Origin of the sequence: Taklimakanibacter lacteus (genome assembly GCA_003576695.1) — a bacterium.
Lineage (GTDB): Bacteria > Pseudomonadota > Alphaproteobacteria > Rhizobiales > Aestuariivirgaceae > Taklimakanibacter > Taklimakanibacter lacteus.
The window spans coordinates 245,685-261,512 of sequence record QOZQ01000006.1 but is presented as its reverse complement, the minus strand read 5'-3'; the positions used below and the strand labels follow the sequence as shown (position 1 = coordinate 261,512).

The following is a 15,828-nucleotide window of genomic DNA, read 5'->3' as shown; positions in this document are numbered from 1 at the left end:
TTTCCCCTTCTCCCGTGCGCGGAGACATCATGGCGCTGGGCGCTTCTTCCTATGCCTCGCCGCTGCTTTCCACCTTGATCCTGATCAGCGCCGGCTTTGCGCCGTTCCATTGGTCGGTGATCGTCGCCTGCCTCCTCATCACCCTGGGGGCCGTGATCGCGGCGAAGGACATGCTGTTCCGGCGGCGGTGAGAAAAGGATTTGACAGGCTTGGTCCATCTTAATAAGTTCGGTGATAGAACGAACTAACTTGGCAGGCCGACTTTGCGTATTTCCCGCAAATTCTCCCAGCGCTCGGTGATAGAGGCGATCGTCCAGAACGGGGCGATCTCGCGCGCCGCCATCGCCAAGCAGACAGGCCTGTCGAAACAGACCATTTCCGAGATCATGCGGCTGCTCGAGCAGGATGGCTGGGTGCGCGAAACCGGCCGTACCAGCGGCCATATCGGGCGTAGCGCCGTGACCTACGAGCTCGTCGTCGATGCCGCCCATATCGCGGCCATAGATCTCGGCGGCACACAGGTCAGGGTCGCGATCGCAGATCTTGCCGGCCATATCCTGGTGAGCGATGCGGTGCCGACCGGCGGTCGTGTCGGCCAGAAGCTGATCGACCACATCGTCGATTTCGCTGTCGCGACGGCGGCGCGCAAGCAGCTTTCGCGCAAGAAGATCAAGCTGGCGGTGATCGGCGTGCCGGGTGTGCCCGACAGCAAGACCGGGCGGGTGATGCTCGCCCCCAATATCGGCGGCTTCGACAAGATGGATGTGCGCCTGTCTTTTGGCCGCGGCTTCGGCTGCGATGTCATGCTGGAGAACGACGTCAATCTGGCGGTGCTCGGCGAAAGCTGGCTCGGACGCGGCCAGGGCATCGCCAATCTCGCTTATGTGGCGCTCGGCACCGGCATCGGCTCAGGCCTCATGGTAGGCGGACAGCTGGTGAAGGGTGCGGCCAATGCGGCGGGCGAAATGGGTTTCCTGCCCTTCGGCGATGATCCCTTCGCGCCTGAATCCCTGCGCATGGGCGCCTATGAAAGTGCCGTGGCGGCGAACGGAATCGTGCGGCGCTATCAGGCACTGAGCGACGAGAAGGCGAGCGTGCCCGACATCTTTGCCCGCGCCCGCGCCGGCGACAGCCATGCGCTCGCCGTCATAGAGGAGACGGCCCGCTATGTGGCGCGCGGCATCGGCGCCATCTGCGCCATCGCCAATCCGGGCAAAGTCATCCTCGGCGGCTCGATCGGGCTCCAACCGGAGATACTCGCGCGCGTCCAAAAATTACTGCCGCTGTGCTTTCCCTATCCGGTGACCGTCGAGGCAGGTGGGCTCGGCAGGCGCGCCACCGTCGTTGGAGCCGCGGCGGTGGGCTTGAGTCATCTGCACAACACGCTGTTCGGCGTCGATGCCCCCGACAGCCGCATCTCGCTGCCGCCAGTGACGCTCGGCGCCCTCAGGGAGGCGGCTGAATGAAGCGGGTCAATGACCTCACGCGAAAGCTCGAGGCGGCGCTCGACCGGGACGCCGCGATCGCCCTTCTGCGCGGCGCCATCGGGTGTGAAAGCATCACCGGGCAAGAGGCGAATTTCGTCGCCTATCTGAAGGAGCGCCTGAAGGCTTTGAGGCTCGGTACGCTCGACAGCGCCGATTTCCTTCCTGGCCGGCCGAATATCTGGGGCGAGCGCAAGGGAAATGGCAAAGGCAAGCGGCTGCTCTTCATCGGCCATACCGACACGGTGCATGTCGAAGGTTGGCGCGAGCACTGGGCCGGAGCTGAGCGCGAGAATCCTTTTGGCGCGGCGGTCGTCGACGGCGCCATCTGGGGGCGCGGCGCGGGTGATCTCAAGGCCGGCATCTCGGCCGCGCTCGCGGCTCTGGCTCTGCTCGACAAGGCACGGATCAAGCTATCGGGCGATGTCGCCTTCGCCTTTGTCGGCGATGAAGAGAGCGGCCAGCCGGGCAGCGGCGTTTCCGCCGGCATCAAGGACTATGTCGCGCGCATCGAGAGCGGCGCAGTCGCCCGGCCCGATTTCACCATCTATGTCGAGCCGACGCGCCTTGCCGTCTATCCGGCGCAGATCGGGTTCTTCATCGCCAATGTCACCTTCACCGGCAAGTCGGCCTATTTCGGCGTGCCGGAACTCGGCAAGGATGCGCTGCGTGCTGCCCATGCGGCGATGAGCGCTCTGTGGAGGCATTCGGACGAGGTCGCCAAGCGCGCCGAGCACAAACTCATTGGCCGCGGCTTCCTGCTCATCACCAGCCTCACCGGCGGCGGCTATATCGCGGTGCCGGAAAAATGCGAGCTGTCGCTGATCCGCAAGCTCCTGCCGGGCGAAAGTCTCGATCAGGCGGCTGCTGAGATCGAGGCGGCAGTGCGGGGCGCGGTCAGCGATCCCGATATCCGCATCGACTTCGCCTATCCGGCCGGCCGCGATCATCGCCTCGGCGGTACGGCTTGCGAGATCGATGCGCAAGCGCCCGAAGTCGCCATGCTCGCGCAATCGATCGGGGAAGCGATGGCGGGCCGCGGTGCGATCGAGGGCGCGCCCTTCTGGTCGGAGCAATCCTTCTTCGTCAATCGCTTGCAGGTGCCGGCGGTCTATTGCGCGCCGGGCGACATACGCAACTGCCATACATTCGAGGAGCATGTGGAGATCGCCGAATATCTCGCCGGCATCGTGGGCTTCGCCAGTTTCATGGCGCGCTATTGCGGGATCGAGGAATAACCGTGAGCTAAACAACAAAGGGAGAAGCACCATGTTGAGAAGAACATTTCTTGCCGTCACCGTCGCCGGCAGCGTGATGCTCATGGCGGGCATCGCCGCAAGCCAGACCAAGGGGCCGAGCGGCGAGGCCGCCACGCCGAGCAGCGATGTCACCTTGAGCGATACCGATATCGCCGCTCTCAAGGACAAGGGCTATAAGGCGGCACTCCTGTGGCACACCTCGTCCGACTTCACCAATGCGGTGACGGCCGGCGCCACCGACGAGTTCAAGCGTGCGGGCGTCACCATCGCGGTGACGACCGATGCCGGCTTCGATGCGGCACGCCAGCGCGCCGATATCGAGACGGCGCTGGCGGCGAAGCCCAATGTCATCCTGGCGCTGCCGCTCGATCCGGTCACCTCGGCGGAAGCCTTCCGCCAGGCGGTCGCGGATGGCGTGAAGCTCGTGCTGCTGTCCAACCTGCCCAAGGACTACAAGCATGGCAGCGACTATGTGGCGATCGTCACCGATGACCTGTTCCAGATGGGCAAGCAGGCAGCCGACGCGTTGGCCAAGAGCCTCGGTGGAAAAGGCAAGCTCGGCTATATCTTCCATGACGCGAGCTATTACGTCACCAACCAGCGCGACCAGGCCTTCAAGACGACGATCGAGAAGGATTATCCGGATATGAAGATCGTCGCCGAGCAGGGCATCGCCGATCCGGCGCGCGCCGAAGAGCTCGCCAATGCGATGCTGACGCAGAATCCCGATCTCGACGGCATCTATGTGACCTGGGCCGAGCCCGCCGATGGCGTGCTTTCGGCGCTGCGCGCCGCCGGCAACAAGCATACGAAGATCGTGACGCTCGATCTCGCCGAGCCCGTGGCGCTCGACATGGTGAAGGGCGGCAATGTGAAGGCGCTCGTCGCCGACAAGGCCTATGAGCTCGGCCGCGCCATGGCGGCGGCGGGACTGAAAGGCCTGCTCGGCCAGGACGCGCCGCCCTTCGTGGTGGCGCCGGCACTGACCGTCACCAAGGACAATGTCGCGCAAGGCTGGAAGGACTCGCTCAACCGCGATGCGCCGCAATCCGTCCTCGATGCGGCCAAGTGAACGAGGGAGAAGACCCATGCGCAACGTCATTTTCATCCCGATGGCGCTGGTGATGATGCTCGTCACCGGCGCCAATGCGGCCGACGGTGTCACCAAGGGACCCAATGGCGAGAAGCCCGAGCCTGCCAGGAGCCTCACGCTCACAGCGGATGAGGAAGCCAGTATCAAGGCGGGCAACTATACCGCCGCTCTGGTCTGGCACGAGATGAGCGAATACACCAATGCGGTGAACAGCGGGGCGCAGGACGAGTTCAAGCGCCTCGGCATCACGGTCGTCGCGCAAACCGATGCCGGTTTCGATGCGGCGCGCCAGAAGGCCGATGTCGAGACCGTGCTCGCCAAGAAGCCGTCGATCATCCTGTCGCTGCCGGTCGACCCCGCGACCGCAGCTTCCGTCTATGACCCGGCGCGCGCGGCCGGCGTCAAGCTCGCCTTCATCGACAATTCGCCCGCCGGCTATGCGCATGACAAGGACTATGTGACCATCGTCTCCGACGATCTGTTCCAGATGGGCAATCGGGCGGGGATCGCGATGGCGGATGCGTTGGGCAAGAAGGGCAAGCTCGGCTACATCTTCCATGACGCCGACTTCTACGTGACCAACCAGCGCGACCAGGCGTTCAAGAGGACGATCGAGCAGGATTATCCGGACATGAAGATCGTGGCCGAGCAGGGCATGGCGGACACGGCGCGCAGCGAAGAGATCGCGCAGGCGCTGGTCACGCAGCATCCCGATCTCGACGGCATCTATGTCACCTGGGCGGAGCCGGCGCTCTCGGTACTGGCGGCTCTGCGCGCCGCCGGCAACACCCATACCAGGATCGTGACGCTCGATCTCAACGAGCCGGCGGCGCTCGACATGGTGAAGGGCGGCAATGTCGCGGCGCTGGTGGCGGATGAAGCTTACATGATCGGTGTCACGGCGGCGCGGGCCGCGGCAGGGTCGCTTGCCGGCAAGAAGACCGGTCCGTTCCTGGTGGTCGATTCGATCGCCGTCACCAAGGACACGGTGAAGGAAGGCTGGAAGGCCTCGCTCAACAAGGATGTGCCGGCGACGATCGCCGACGCGATCAAGTAAGGACCGCCATGTCGAACGCCGATCTAGCCGCACCGAGCCTGCTCAGCCGTATCAACCTGCAGCGCTATGTCGTCTATATCGGCTTCCTGGCGATCTTCCTGTTCTTCGCCATCGTGCTCAGGGACAGCGGTTTCCTGACGGTGCGGAATCTCTCCAACATCGTGCTGCAGACGGCGCCGGTCACCATCATGGCGATCGGCCTCGTCTTCGTCATGTCGGCAGGCGAGATCGACCTCTCCATCGGCTCGATCGTCGCCGTCTCGGCGCTCGCTGCGGCGGTGACGATCGGCCAGTATGGCATGGTGGCCGGGATCATTGCCGGGCTGGGTGCCGGCTTCGTCATCGGGCTCATCAACGGCTTCCTCGTCGCCTATGTCAAATTACCGTCCTTCCTGGTCACGCTGGCGACGCTCGGGCTCTTCGCCGGCGTGTCGCGCTCGATGACGGATCTGCGCTCGATCCCGGTCACCGACAGCCTGTTCACCGGCATATTCGGCTCAGGCTCGCTGTTCGGGATCCCATCGCTCATCTGGTGGACGGTGATCGCCATCGCTATCGCCCATATCGTCTTCCGCGAGACGCGCTTCGGCGCGCATGTGCTGGCGACCGGCGACAATGCGCGGGCCGCCGCGGTGTGCGGCATCAGCGTGCCGCGCATCCGTCTCGCGGTGCTGACGCTGAGCGGCGTGATCGCGGGCCTTGCCGGACTGCTCTATGCCGGGCGCCTGCAGGCCGCCAAATATACGCTGGGCGAAACCGATCTCATGACGGTGATCGCCGCCGTCATTGTTGGCGGCACTTTGCTCAATGGCGGCAAGGGCTCGATCGTCGGTGCGCTGGTCGGCTCGCTGATGATGGGCATGCTCAATAATGGTCTGATCCTGATGGGCCTGTCGGTCTCCGACCAGATGATCGTGCGTGGCTTCATCATCCTGGCGGCAGTCGCGGTATCGCTGCGGGAAAAAAATAGATAGGGAGTTTGTCAATGTTTCTTGATGTCCTGCGCCGCCGCAATCCCAACTTCGTCGAGGCGGCGATGCGGCTCCACCAGGACGGCCAGTTGCCGGCCAACTCCTATGTGCTCGATCTCGATACGGTCGAGGCGAATGCCCGCGCGCTGCGGCAGGAGGCCGACAGGAACGGCCTCAAGATCTTCGCCATGACCAAGCAGGCCGGGCGCAATTCAGGCCTCTGCCGGGCCATCATGCGGGGCGGCATAGAGGGCGCGGTCGCCGTCGACATGGCTTGCGCGCGGGCGACCCACAAAGCCGGCATGAAGCTCGCCCATCTCGGCCATCTGCAGCAGATCGCCCGCGCCGAAGCGGGGGCCGCGGCCAAGACCTTCAGGCCGAGCTACTGGACCGTCTTCAACGACGAGAAAGCAAACGAGGCCGCGCAAGCGGCCAACGCCGCCGGCTACCGGCAGGACGTGCTTGCGCGTATCGAGGCCCCGGGCGACATCTTCTATCGCGGTCATGAAGGCGGCTTTGCCGCCTCCGATATCGTGGACGTGGCGGAGCGGATCGCGTCGCTCGATGGCGCCCGCTTTGCCGGCATCACCACTTTTCCGGCTCTTCTCTTCGATGAGAAGAGCCGCAAGGTCTTGCCGACACCCAATCTCACGACCCTCCGGCGCGCGGCGGAGGCGCTGGCCAGGGCCGGCCACAAGAATATCGAGATCAACGCGCCCGGCACGACATCTTCCGTCGTCCTCAAGGCGTTGGCCGAAGCCGGCGCCACCCAATGCGAGCCGGGCAATGGACTCCATGGCACGACGGCACTGCATGTGATGGAAGACCTGCCGGAGTTGCCGGCCATGCTCTATCTGACCGAGGTCTCGCATCTCTCGGGTGGCAAGGCCTATTGCCTGGGCGGTGGTTTCTATATCGACCCGATCTTCCCCGACTATGACGTAAAGGCGATCGTTGCCCGAGAGCCGACCGTCGCGGCTTCGGCGTTGCGCAGTGTCGAGATCCCGCCGCCTTCGGCCATCGATTATTATGCGATGATCGATGCCTCGGGTGCCAAGGCGCCACAGCCCGGAGACACTGCCGTCTTCGGCTTCCGCGGTCAGGCCTTCGTCACCCGCGCCTATATTGTCGGCGTATCCGGCATCGCCGCCGGGACGCCCAAGGTGGAAACCATCGAGAACGGCTTCGGTGAGGCCATGGCGTGGCCGGCATGAGGGGAAAGCGATGACCGGTCCCGTTCTCGAGCTCTCGGGCATCCGCAAGACTTTCGGCGGCGTGACCGCGATCGAGGATTTCTCGCTTGAGATTTTCCCGGGCGAGATCGTGGCGCTGGTCGGCGACAATGGCGCCGGCAAGTCGACACTCATCAAGATCGTCTCGGGCGTCCATCCGCCGAGCGCCGGCAGCATCGCCCTCGACGGCCAGCCCGTCGTCATGTCGAACGCCACCATGGCGCGGATGCTCGGCATCGAAGTGGTCTATCAGGACCTGGCGCTGGCCGATCAGCAGGCGGTCTATATGAATCTTTTTCTCGGCCGCGAGCCTTTGACCGCGCTCGGCCTGCTCGACCGGCGGCGGATGATCGCCGAGACGGAGAAGCTGGTGAAGGAGCTCGATGTGCGCATCCCGTCGGCCCATGCCGCCATCCGCGATCTCTCGGGTGGCCAGCGCCAGGGCGTCGCCATCGCGCGCGCCACTCATTGGGCGAGCAAGCTCATTCTGCTCGACGAGCCGACCGCGGCGCTGGGCGTGGCCGAGACGGCGCGGGTGGAAGAGATCGTGCGCTCGCTCAAGAAACGCAATATCGGCGTGCTCATCATCAGCCACAGTCTCGATCAGGTGTTCCGCCTGTCGGATCGCATCTGCGTGCTCCGGCGCGGCAAGCAGATCGGCGTGCGCGACACGAAGGCGACCGACAAGAACGAGATCATCGCCATGATCACCGGGCTGAAGCAGGGGTAGCCCTTTTGCGCATCAGCTGATCCGAAAGTCTGCAACTTTCGGGCTGATGCTTTAACCCGGCCGCCAGCCTTTCGGCGCCAGCTCGAAGCCGTCGAAAGCGAAAGCCGGCGACACGGTGCAGGTGACGAGCGTCCAGGCCCCCAGCGAGCGCGCCGTCTGCCAGCAGTAGCGCGGCACGATCACCTGCGGCCGCTCGCCCTGGGCCAGGTTGAGGCCGAGGCGATGCGTGTCGACATGCCTTCCGTCATGCGACAGGCCGAGATCGAGGGAGGCGCCCGCATGCCAGAGCCAGATCTCATCGGCATCGATGCGGTGCCAGTGGCTGATCTCGTTCTCGCCCAGGAGATAATAGATCGCCGTGCCGGGCCCGCGCTCGCCAAGTGCCGCATCGCCGCGCCAGGTCTCGCGGTAATGGCCGCCTTCGGGATGCGGCTTCAGGTCGAGCAGGCGGATGATGTCCTGGCAGGTCTCGGTCATCGGAAGGCGTCTTTGCGTTTGCGGATCTCGGCGAAGACATCGGCCTTGCCGGCCATGCCCATGCCGAGCACCTGCCGGATCTCCTTGCTCTCGGGGCGCAGGAAGACATTGGTGGCGAGCTCCTCGCCGATCGTGCCGGGCAAGGTCATCTGGCCCTTGGCGCGCTGCGCCTTGATCTTCTGGGCGCGCGCCACCAGCGCCTGGTTGCCGGGCTCGATGGTGAGCGCGAAGCGCGCATTGGATTCGGTATATTCATGGCCGCAATGGAACACCGTGGCCGGCGGCAGCTTGCGCAATTTGTCGAGCGAGGTCCACATCTCCTCGAGAGTGCCCTCGATCACCCGGCCGCAGCCCAGGGCGAACAGCGTGTCGCCGGCAAAGAGCAGCTTCTCCTGCGGCAGGTGCAGCACGATATGGCCCTTGGTATGGCCAGGCGTGGCGATCACCTTCACCTCGCGCCCGGCAAACTCATAACTTTCGCCATCCGAGACCCCAAGGTCGATGCCGGGTATCTGCGCCGCTTCCGCCTTGGGGCCGATGATCTTCGCATTCCATTTGCGCTTCAGAGGGAGGTTGCCCTCGACATGGTCGGCATGGTGATGGGTGGTGAGGATATGGGTGAGCTTCCAGCCCTTCGCTGCGAGCTCCCGCTCGATGGCGGCAGCCTCGGGCGCGTCGATCGTGGCGGTGAGGCCCGTCTCGGCATCATGAACGAGGACGCCGTAATTGTCCTGGCGGCAGATGAAATGATGGAGGTCGAATTTCGGCAATACACTGTTTCCCTTGGTTAAACTTGGCAGATGACCTCAAACCCCGGAGCGCTTATCTTTCTCACAATGGATGTTGCCGATCTACGTGAATTTTATGTGAGCCGACTTGGCCAGGCCAGCCGGCGGCTGATCGCGCATCGCCTGCGCGACCGGTTCGGCGATCTCAAGGGCGCCACGGTGCTGGGCCTCGGCTTCGCCGCCCCCTATCTCGAATCTCCCGCCGACGGGGCCGAGCGCAGCCTGGTCTTCATGATGGCGCAGCGCGGCGTCATGCATTGGCCGGAAGGCCAGCCCAATGCGGCAGCCCTGGTCGAGGAATGCGAATTGCCGCTGCTCGAAAGCACGGTCGATTTCGCCCTCGTCATCCATGGGCTGGAACTCACCGACCAGCCCTCCGAGATGCTCAGGGAACTCTGGCGGGTCATGTCGCCGCAAGGACGCCTGGTGATGGTGGTGCCGAACCGGCGTGGCCTGTGGGCGCGCTCGGATGTGACGCCTTTCGGCTATGGCCAGCCCTATTCGCGCTCGCAATTGCAGCAGATCCTGAAGGAGACGAAATTCTCCCCCGTCGGCTGGTCGCAGGCTTTGTTCATGCCGCCCTCCGAGCGCAGCCTGATGCTCAAATCGGCCGCCGCCTGGGAACGGTTCGGGCTTCGGACCTCGCCTGCCTTTTCCGGCGTCATCATCGTCGAGGCGGTGAAGCAGGTCTATGCGGTCTCGGCCCGCAAGCGCTCGCGCCGCATGCTGCCACGGCTCCGGCCGGCGCTCGCGCCCTCCGCCGCCAAGCTCAAGCGCACCGAGCCCTGAGCCTGGCGCGATGACGCAGGCTTTCTCTCTTGCCGGGAAAACGGCGCTCGTCACCGGCGCGGGCCGGGGACTGGGGCTCGAGATCGCCAGGGCCCTGGCCGCGGCCGGTGCGCATGTGCTCGTCAATGGCCGCTCGCCCGGACCGCTCGGGACGGCTGCTGCGGCGATCCGGGCAACGGGCGGCTCGGGCGAGGCGCTTGCCTTCGATGTCACCGATGCCGAGGCGGTGGCAAGGGCTTTCGCCGGGCTCGACCGGATCGACATCCTCATCAACAATGTCGGCCTGCGCGACCGCCGCGCGATGTTCGATTTCAGCCTCGCCGACATACGCAGGCTGCTCGATGCCGATCTCGTGGCGCCGTTCGAGCTGGCGCGGCGGGCTGCGGCGCTCATGATCGCCAAGGCGCAAGGCGGGCGCATCATCAACATCACCTCGATCGCGGGCCCTGTCGCCAATGACCGCGACGCCGTCTATACGGCGGCGAAAGGCGGGCTCGCGGCGCTGACCCGCGCGCTTGCCGCCGAGCTCGGCCGCCACGCCATCACGGTCAATGCGGTGGCGCCGGGCTTCTTCGCCACCGAGACGAATGAGGCGCTCGTCCGGGACGAGCGCATCGGCCAGTGGCTGGCGCAGCGCACCTCACTCGGGCGCTGGGGCAGGCCGGAGGAGATCGCCGGCGCCGTCGTCTTCCTCGCTTCGCCCGCCGCCTCCTATGTTACCGGCCACACGCTGGCGGTCGATGGCGGCTATCTCACGCATTTCTGAAGACCCCACCCGTCTCGCTTCGCTCGCCACCTTCCCCCACGCCGATGGCGCGTGGGAGGGAGATCATTTTGCGGTCAGCACATGGCCGACGAAGGGCAGTTCGCGGAACTGATGCGCCATGTCCATGCCATAGCCGACGACGAATTTGTCGGGGCAGACGAAGCCTCTGTGATCGGCCACGATATTGGCGGCAAGGTGGCCCGGCTTCTCGAGCAGCACGGCGGTCGCGACACTGCGGGCGCCGCGTGCGGCGAGCAGGTCCTTGGCATAGGCCAGCGTGCGGCCCGATTCGAGGATGTCGTCGATCAGGAGCACGTCGCGGTCCTCGATCGGCGATTCGATGTCGCGCAAGATATCGACCTTGCCGGAGGAGCGCGTCTTCTCGCGATAGCTCGCGAGCATCATGAAATCGATCTCGGGCGAGAGCCCGGCCCGATGCATGGCGCGGATGAGGTCGGCGGCAAAGACGAAGCTGCCTTTCAGGACCGGCACCACCAGCAGGCGATGCGGGCGCTTTTCGGCAATCGCCTTGGCGATCGCCTCGATGCGTTCGGATATTTCGGCTTCCGAGAACAACACCGCGATGCGGTGGCCGTCTATTTCAATGTGTGACATGCCCGGGGTTTACGCCAATTTCATCGGCATGGGCAAAGCGAATCTGCACATCCTCGGCGGTGGGGGGCGGCGAGGCGACGCGGGTGGTGAAGGTCGTCATCTCGCCGGGGCGCAAGGGCCTTATCCCCGAATCGAGGGTCCAGGCATAGACATCGCTTTGCGCCGCGTCCTTGAGGATGAAGCGCAGGGAAGGCACCTTGCGGTCCTCATCGCTGACATTGACGATCTCGCCCTTGATGGAGATCACGCGGGTGCCGTCGACCATGACATGCTGCTGCTCGACGCGGCGCACTTCGAGGCCATAGATATTCACCGTCATGCCGAGACGGTCGAAAACACCCATGCTTGCCGGCATCAGGCGCACCGTCATTTCTGGCTCCGTCACGGCCAGAGCGAAGGGGGCCAGGACGGCAAGCGCAAAGGCGCCCCAGCCCAGCTGCTCGCGCCGGCGCCGGCGCTGCCGCACGGCGAATTCCTCGCGCACCATCCGCGCCGCCTCGGTCAGGCGGCGGACCTCGCGATCCTCGGCAGGTTCGAGCTCAGGCTCGATGACGGCCGATGCCTGGGACTGCATGGGCAAGGGGCGCGGCTGGATGTCGATGATCTCGGCGGGGCGGCTTTCGATCCAGCTGTGGCCGCATTCGACGCAGCGCACCATCGTCCCGCTGGCGCTGAAGCGCTGGGAAGGGAAGTCATAGCGAGTTGCGCAAGCGGGGCAGGCGACTATCATTTGAGCCGTAACGTCGGGACGATTCGAGCATGCCGGGTCTTCCCCTGCATCAGCTTGAAGATTAACAGCGAACAGGGTTAATGCAGCGTTAAGGCTGTTGCTGTTCAAAGGAAGCGGCAAAGGAGGAGCATCGCCACGTGGTTCGTCTCGAAAGTGTGGGCCTGCGCTATGGGCATGGGCCGGAGATCCTGAAGGACATCTCCTTCGTGCTGGCGCCGGGCGAGTTCCGCTTCCTCACCGGCCCTTCGGGCGCCGGCAAGACCTCGCTCCTGCGCCTCCTGTTCCTGTCGATGGCGCCGACGCGCGGCTTCATGAGCGTCTTCGGCCAGGACACGACACAGATCGGCCGCACGGACCTGCCATTGCTGCGCCGGCGCATCGGCATCGTGTTCCAGGAATTCCGCCTGCTCGACCATCTCACCACTTACGAGAACGTGGCGCTGCCGCTGCGCGTCGCCGGCCTCGCGGAAGAGAAATACCGTGCCGATGTCATGGAGCTGCTCAAATGGGTCGGCCTTGCCGAGCAGGCGCGCGTCATGCCGCAGGTGCTGTCGGGCGGCGAGAAGCAGCGCGCCGCCATCGCGCGCGCCGTCATCGCCAAGCCGCAGCTGCTGCTCGCCGATGAGCCGACCGGCAATGTCGATCCGGCGCTGGCCAAGCGGCTGCTCCGCCTCTTCCTCGAGCTCAACCGCCTCGGCACCACGGTGCTCATCGCCACCCATGACCTGTCCCTCATCACCCAGGCCAGGATGCCGGTCATGACGCTGGAACAAGGCGAGCTTAGACTGGCGGCATGAGCGAAGCGCGCCGTATCCGATCCGAATTTTACCCTCCCCCTTGCGGGGAGGGTCGACGCGCAGCGTCGTGTGGCAAGGCGTTGGCATGAGCGAGCACGCGTCGCACCGGCCTGAGCCGATCATCCCGCCCAGGGCGGCGCCCTTGCGCACGCTCACCCTTGCCATGGCGGTGATGTGCTATCTGGCCGTTCTGGCGGCGGGCGGGCTCGTGCTCATCAACCGTTCGGTCGAAGCCTGGACTGGCGATCTGGCGCGCGAGATCACGGTGCAGATCCGCGAGATCGCCGGGCGCGACATGGAGGCCGACCTCGCCAAGGCGGCGGCGATCCTGAAAACCACGCCCGGCATCGTCAAGGTCACGGTGCTCGACGAGAAGGCCGCGATCGACCTGCTCGAGCCGTGGATCGGCGGCATCGAAGGGCTTGAGGACCTGCCGGTTCCGCGCCTCATCGCCATCGAGATCGATCCCGGCAACCCACCCGATTTCGCCGCCCTCGAAACGGCGCTGCGCAATGAAGTGCCGGGCGTCAGCCTCGACACGCATAAGCGCTGGCAGGCCGAGCTCACCCGCATGGCGCGGGTGCTGACGCTGCTCGCTTATGCCATCCTCGTCCTCATCGGGCTATGCGCCATCGCCATCGTCGTTTTCGCGACCAGAGCCGCGCTCGAGGCCAATCGCGAAGTGGTCGAGGTGCTGCATCTCGTCGGCGCGCGCGACAGCTTCATCGCGCGCCAGGTGTGGGGCCGGTTCCTGAAAACCGGGCTCAGCGCCGGCATCATCGGCCTCGTGCTCGGCATCCTCACCTTCTTCCTGGCGGCGGGCGCTGCGCCTGAAAGCTTCGCCGCCATCACCCGGGAATTCCTCTCGGCGGCCGGCCACCACATCGTGCAGAATTACCTGGTGCTGCTCGCCGTGCCGTTCGTCGCCACGCTCATCTGCCTCATTACATCGCGCATCACGCTGATGCGGATTCTCAAGAGCCTCAGGTGATCGCGCTTCGCTCCTTCATCTACAACATCGTGTTCTATGTGAACCTGGTGCTGTTCCTGGTCATAGGCTCGCCCTTCTATGTGACGCCGCGCAAATGGTCGATCCGGGCGCTGCAGGCCTGGGCGACGACGTCGCTCTGGTGGCTCAAGGTGATCTGCGGCACGACCTATGAAGTGCGCGGCCGGGAGAACATCCCCGAAGGCGCGGTGCTCGTCGCCTCGAAGCATCAATCGACCTGGGACACATTCGCGCTGCTGCCGCTGTTCGATGATCCGGCGATGGTGCTGAAGCGCGAGCTTGTCTTCATCCCGCTCTTCGGCTGGTTCATTCCCAAATTCCGCATGATCCCGGTCGAGCGCTCGTCCGGCGCCGCGGCGCTGAAGGCCATGGTGGCGCGGGCGAAGGAGGCGGCGCAAATGGGCCGCCAGATCGTGATCTTCCCGGAAGGCACGCGCCGGCCGCCGGATGCGCCGCCCGACTACAAGCCGGGTGCCGTGGCACTCTATCTCAAGCTCGGCCTCCCCTGCCTGCCGATCGCGCTCAATTCCGGCGTGTTCTGGCCGCGGCGAAAGTTCCTGCGCTATCCGGGCAAGATCGTGGTCGAGATCCTTCCCGCTATTGAGGCCGGATTGAAGCGCCAGGAATTCTCGCAGCGGCTGGAGACCGCGATCGAGATGGCGACGGAGAGACTGGTGAAAGATGGGCGTGAGAGCTGATGGATTTTCCTCATGGTCTATGGCAGGATGAGACATGGCCAAAAGCAACGAAATATCAGACGACCTTGACCGCCGGATCGAGACGCTGACCAAGCGTTCCACTCTGACGCGGGCCCAGATCATTGAAGATGCGCTCTCGCATGGTCGCTCGTTGGCTTGGCAGGAGAAATGGATCGCCGGCGTGGAAGAAGGTATCTCAGCCGCGGATCGTGGTGACTTTGCCAGCGAAGAAGAAATAGCTTCGGTTCTTAACAAATATCGCCAGGCCTAGCCGGTCGGCCGTGCGGATAAGATGGACCCGGCCCTATCTGGAAGAACTCGCCGCTATCGCTGAATACATCGGCCAGCACAATCCGCAAGCCGCCGCGCGCGTCGTCAATGAGATTCACCACAAGACGAAAAGACTGCTTTCTGCGAATCCTTTCATCGGACGTGTCGGTGAGATCAGTGGAACTCGAGAGCTGGTAATCCCGGGCACACCCTATATTGTTGCCTATCGCGTGCGAGATTCCGAGATCGAAATTCTGTTCGTTCAACATGGCGCACGCCAGTGGCCGGACGAGATATAGGATCAGCCGTTCAAACTGGCTCGCTGTCCTTTCACCCCGGGGGCGCCCGATCGCGCGGGTGAACCCACCATTCCGGCGGGTCATATTCGCGCGGTCGTCGGCCCGATGCGTTGGTGCCCTGCATGACGATGGCCGGGAACACCGTCCAGTCGAGATGATCCTTGGTGATGGCGAGCCGGTTGCCTTGCGTATAGCGGGCAATGTCGACGGAGAAGTTGCGGCCTGGCGGTGCGACGGTGATCAGCTGCTTCTGCGGGAACCGGTCCCTGAACATGCGGGCGGTCGCGGCCTGGTCCGAGTCGGCGGTGACCAGATAGGCGCGGTCGAAAACGTCATCCTGGGCATCGACGATGACACTCAGCGCGACGTTGATATCAGTCTCCTTCTCGGTCGGCTGCTTCCAGGTCCGCTTGCAGTGGCTGCAGCTCGAATGCTCATGGGCATAGTGGCCTTTGACGGTCGTCACCCCGACATTCTCCAATGCGTTCAGATATTGCTGGTGGCGCCATTTCTTGCGCTCATCGCCCGGATAGAAAGCGGTGCAGAAGACCACTTTCACGAGCTCTTCCGTCTGCTTCGGGATCAGACGCTCGGCCAGCTCCCAGAGATTGCACCATTTGAGATAGGGCTCACCCAAGTCATTGATTGCGTGGTATAAATTGAATCCGTCGTAATAGAATGCCGCTCTCAGCATGCCCGCTCAGCCTTGACATTTTGGTGCTGTTTCGGTATATATCATTTCGTCAACGCAATGCGGTACGCCG

The 15,828-nt window shown here is 64.4% G+C and carries 20 protein-coding genes; 15 read left to right on the top strand and 5 right to left on the bottom strand.

Annotated features, from left to right (window positions below; translation table 11 throughout):
- Positions 1-29 precede the first annotated feature (29 nt).
- The 8 genes from DT068_RS28015 to DT068_RS14165 all read left to right on the top strand — a co-directional run bounded on the left by DT068_RS28015 (position 30) and on the right by DT068_RS14165 (position 7,826).
- Complete coding sequence (locus tag DT068_RS28015; protein WP_162914192.1) at positions 30-191, top strand: hypothetical protein; 162 nt, start codon at positions 30-32, stop codon at positions 189-191.
- Between the two features lie 72 nt (positions 192-263).
- Positions 264-1,466 carry an ROK family transcriptional regulator gene (locus DT068_RS14195; RefSeq protein ID WP_119390500.1) on the top strand — a complete coding sequence of 401 codons (1,203 nt, stop codon included), beginning with the start codon at positions 264-266 and terminating at the stop codon, positions 1,464-1,466.
- Complete coding sequence (locus DT068_RS14190) at positions 1,463-2,722, top strand: M20 family metallopeptidase (RefSeq protein WP_119390499.1); 1,260 nt, start codon at positions 1,463-1,465, stop codon at positions 2,720-2,722. Before DT068_RS14195 ends, DT068_RS14190 begins: the two co-directional genes overlap by 4 nt.
- Before the next feature lie 31 nt (positions 2,723-2,753).
- On the top strand, positions 2,754-3,815 hold the full coding sequence (locus tag DT068_RS14185) for a substrate-binding domain-containing protein (protein ID WP_119390498.1): 1,062 nt from the start codon (positions 2,754-2,756) through the stop codon (positions 3,813-3,815).
- Between the two features lie 16 nt (positions 3,816-3,831).
- Positions 3,832-4,893 carry a substrate-binding domain-containing protein gene (locus DT068_RS14180; protein ID WP_368904723.1) on the top strand — a complete coding sequence of 354 codons (1,062 nt, stop codon included), beginning with the start codon at positions 3,832-3,834 and terminating at the stop codon, positions 4,891-4,893.
- 8 nt (positions 4,894-4,901) lie between these two features.
- Positions 4,902-5,867, top strand: coding sequence for an ABC transporter permease (locus DT068_RS14175; protein WP_119390497.1), 966 nt, complete (start codon positions 4,902-4,904; stop codon positions 5,865-5,867).
- A gap of 11 nt (positions 5,868-5,878) precedes the next feature.
- The gene (locus tag DT068_RS14170; RefSeq protein ID WP_119390496.1) at positions 5,879-7,078 is read left to right on the top strand and encodes an alanine racemase; all 1,200 of its coding nucleotides are present in this window, start codon (positions 5,879-5,881) and stop codon (positions 7,076-7,078) included.
- Between the two features lie 10 nt (positions 7,079-7,088).
- A complete protein-coding gene (locus tag DT068_RS14165; RefSeq protein WP_119390495.1) occupies positions 7,089-7,826 on the top strand; it encodes an ATP-binding cassette domain-containing protein in 738 nt (245 codons plus the stop codon).
- A 51-nt stretch (positions 7,827-7,877) separates the two neighbouring features.
- Here DT068_RS14165 and DT068_RS14160 read toward each other — a convergent pair whose 3' ends face one another.
- Complete coding sequence (locus DT068_RS14160; RefSeq protein ID WP_119390494.1) at positions 7,878-8,303, bottom strand: cupin domain-containing protein; 426 nt, start codon at positions 8,301-8,303, stop codon at positions 7,878-7,880.
- Positions 8,300-9,073: a hydroxyacylglutathione hydrolase gene (gene gloB / locus DT068_RS14155; protein ID WP_119390493.1), complete on the bottom strand. Its 774-nt coding sequence runs from the start codon at positions 9,071-9,073 to the stop codon at positions 8,300-8,302. Before gloB ends, DT068_RS14160 begins: the two co-directional genes overlap by 4 nt.
- A 96-nt stretch (positions 9,074-9,169) precedes the next feature.
- On the opposite strand from gloB, the gene DT068_RS14150 reads away from it, so the two are divergent.
- Positions 9,170-9,880, top strand: coding sequence for a class I SAM-dependent methyltransferase (locus DT068_RS14150; RefSeq protein ID WP_368904722.1), 711 nt, complete (start codon positions 9,170-9,172; stop codon positions 9,878-9,880).
- Positions 9,881-9,890: 10 nt separating this feature from the next.
- Positions 9,891-10,646, top strand: a complete 756-nt coding sequence (locus tag DT068_RS14145; RefSeq protein ID WP_119390491.1) for an SDR family oxidoreductase — start codon at positions 9,891-9,893, stop codon at positions 10,644-10,646.
- A gap of 63 nt (positions 10,647-10,709) precedes the next feature.
- Here the strand turns inward: DT068_RS14145 and hpt are convergent, their stop codons facing one another.
- On the bottom strand, positions 10,710-11,261 hold the full coding sequence (gene hpt / locus DT068_RS14140; protein ID WP_119390490.1) for a hypoxanthine phosphoribosyltransferase: 552 nt from the start codon (positions 11,259-11,261) through the stop codon (positions 10,710-10,712).
- Complete coding sequence (locus DT068_RS14135; RefSeq protein WP_119390489.1) at positions 11,248-11,991, bottom strand: zinc-ribbon domain-containing protein; 744 nt, start codon at positions 11,989-11,991, stop codon at positions 11,248-11,250. Before DT068_RS14135 ends, hpt begins: the two co-directional genes overlap by 14 nt.
- 137 nt (positions 11,992-12,128) lie before the next feature.
- On the opposite strand from DT068_RS14135, the gene ftsE reads away from it, so the two are divergent.
- The 5 genes from ftsE (at position 12,129) to DT068_RS14110 (ending at position 15,064) form a co-directional block, all read left to right on the top strand.
- Positions 12,129-12,788: a cell division ATP-binding protein FtsE gene (gene ftsE / locus DT068_RS14130; protein WP_119390488.1), complete on the top strand. Its 660-nt coding sequence runs from the start codon at positions 12,129-12,131 to the stop codon at positions 12,786-12,788.
- Positions 12,789-12,873: 85 nt separating this feature from the next.
- Positions 12,874-13,779: a cell division protein FtsX gene (locus tag DT068_RS14125; RefSeq protein ID WP_119390487.1), complete on the top strand. Its 906-nt coding sequence runs from the start codon at positions 12,874-12,876 to the stop codon at positions 13,777-13,779.
- Positions 13,776-14,495 (top strand): lysophospholipid acyltransferase family protein, encoded by a 720-nt coding sequence (locus DT068_RS14120; protein WP_119390486.1) that lies wholly within the window; start codon positions 13,776-13,778, stop codon positions 14,493-14,495. Before DT068_RS14125 ends, DT068_RS14120 begins: the two co-directional genes overlap by 4 nt.
- A gap of 34 nt (positions 14,496-14,529) precedes the next feature.
- A complete protein-coding gene (locus tag DT068_RS14115; RefSeq protein ID WP_119390485.1) occupies positions 14,530-14,766 on the top strand; it encodes a transcriptional regulator in 237 nt (78 codons plus the stop codon).
- Between the two features lie 10 nt (positions 14,767-14,776).
- Positions 14,777-15,064, top strand: coding sequence for a type II toxin-antitoxin system RelE/ParE family toxin (locus tag DT068_RS14110; RefSeq protein WP_119390484.1), 288 nt, complete (start codon positions 14,777-14,779; stop codon positions 15,062-15,064).
- A gap of 31 nt (positions 15,065-15,095) precedes the next feature.
- Here DT068_RS14110 and DT068_RS14105 read toward each other — a convergent pair whose 3' ends face one another.
- The gene (locus DT068_RS14105) at positions 15,096-15,701 is read right to left on the bottom strand and encodes an NYN domain-containing protein (protein ID WP_368904721.1); all 606 of its coding nucleotides are present in this window, start codon (positions 15,699-15,701) and stop codon (positions 15,096-15,098) included.
- Positions 15,702-15,828: the final 127 nt, after the last annotated feature.

Coding starts and splice junctions, on each gene's coding strand:
- DT068_RS14125 (WP_119390487.1), top strand. CDS start 12,874: ATGAGCGAGCACGCGTCGCACCGGCCTGAGCCGATCATCCCGCCCAGG.
- DT068_RS14185 (WP_119390498.1), top strand. CDS start 2,754: ATGTTGAGAAGAACATTTCTTGCCGTCACCGTCGCCGGCAGCGTGATG.
- DT068_RS14145 (WP_119390491.1), top strand. CDS start 9,891: ATGACGCAGGCTTTCTCTCTTGCCGGGAAAACGGCGCTCGTCACCGGC.
- DT068_RS14190 (WP_119390499.1), top strand. CDS start 1,463: ATGAAGCGGGTCAATGACCTCACGCGAAAGCTCGAGGCGGCGCTCGAC.
- DT068_RS14160 (WP_119390494.1), bottom strand. CDS start 8,303: ATGACCGAGACCTGCCAGGACATCATCCGCCTGCTCGACCTGAAGCCG.
- hpt (WP_119390490.1), bottom strand. CDS start 11,261: ATGTCACACATTGAAATAGACGGCCACCGCATCGCGGTGTTGTTCTCG.
- DT068_RS14165 (WP_119390495.1), top strand. CDS start 7,089: ATGACCGGTCCCGTTCTCGAGCTCTCGGGCATCCGCAAGACTTTCGGC.
- DT068_RS14115 (WP_119390485.1), top strand. CDS start 14,530: ATGGCCAAAAGCAACGAAATATCAGACGACCTTGACCGCCGGATCGAG.
- DT068_RS14175 (WP_119390497.1), top strand. CDS start 4,902: ATGTCGAACGCCGATCTAGCCGCACCGAGCCTGCTCAGCCGTATCAAC.
- DT068_RS14180 (WP_368904723.1), top strand. CDS start 3,832: ATGCGCAACGTCATTTTCATCCCGATGGCGCTGGTGATGATGCTCGTC.
- DT068_RS14170 (WP_119390496.1), top strand. CDS start 5,879: ATGTTTCTTGATGTCCTGCGCCGCCGCAATCCCAACTTCGTCGAGGCG.
- DT068_RS28015 (WP_162914192.1), top strand. CDS start 30: ATGGCGCTGGGCGCTTCTTCCTATGCCTCGCCGCTGCTTTCCACCTTG.
- DT068_RS14135 (WP_119390489.1), bottom strand. CDS start 11,991: ATGATAGTCGCCTGCCCCGCTTGCGCAACTCGCTATGACTTCCCTTCC.